Source organism: Actinomadura geliboluensis, assembly GCF_005889745.1.
Taxonomy (GTDB): domain Bacteria; phylum Actinomycetota; class Actinomycetes; order Streptosporangiales; family Streptosporangiaceae; genus Spirillospora; species Spirillospora geliboluensis.
This window is the reverse complement of sequence record NZ_VCKZ01000783.1, coordinates 1-651: the sequence shown is the minus strand read 5'-3', so window position 1 is coordinate 651 and position 651 is coordinate 1. Positions and strand designations below refer to the sequence as shown.

General features: G+C 70.8%; 2 protein-coding genes. Both read left to right on the top strand.

The window, feature by feature from the left end; genetic code table 11:
* Positions 1-228 (top strand): hypothetical protein (locus ETD96_RS45660; protein ID WP_205719779.1); only part of this gene is annotated, 228 nt, incomplete at its 5' end.
* Entirely contained in the window at positions 225-638 is a 414-nt protein-coding gene (locus ETD96_RS44220; RefSeq protein ID WP_138642407.1) for a RidA family protein, read from the top strand. The genes ETD96_RS45660 and ETD96_RS44220, both read left to right, overlap by 4 nt.
* The last annotated feature ends 13 nt before the right edge of the window (positions 639-651 follow it).

The window sequence follows — 651 nt, the reverse complement described above, 5'->3', positions numbered from 1 at the left end:
ACGCACCGGGAGCCACTACCCGGCCCGCCGCCCGACGCGGACCTGCCCCGCATGTTCGTCCGCTGCCTGCGCTTCGACGCCTTCGCCGAGACCGCCGCCGGTTTCCAAGCCCGCGGCCTCCCGACCGCGGAACTGGACTCCCACCACTACGTCCAGGCAAGCCGCCCCGCCGACCTCGCTGAACTGCTCCTCGCCGGCGTTCCCGCCCGAACGGAGACCACCCCATGACCCCCTCCCCGGCGCGGATCGACCCGCCCGCCCTCTGTCCGCCGGTACAGAACCTCTACGCCCACGTCGTGATCGCTCCGGCCGCCCGTACCGCATACCTCTCCGGCCAGATCGCACTAAACGCGTCCGGCGAGCTGGTGGGCGCCGGCGATCACGCAGCGCAGGCCAGGCAGGCATTCCGCAACGTCAAGCTGGCTCTGGAAGGCATCGGTGCCGCCCCCGTGGACATGATCCGACACAACATCTACGTCGTTGACCACCGTCCAGAGCTGCTGCCGATCATCTTCGGGGCGGCCCGGGAGGTCTACGGCGACCCATGGCCGCTCGCCGCCAGCACCCTCCTCGGCGTGAAGGCCCTCGGCCTTCCCGACTGGCTGATCGAGGTAGAGGCGACCGCCTTCTTGCCCTGACGCCCGTGCCGGA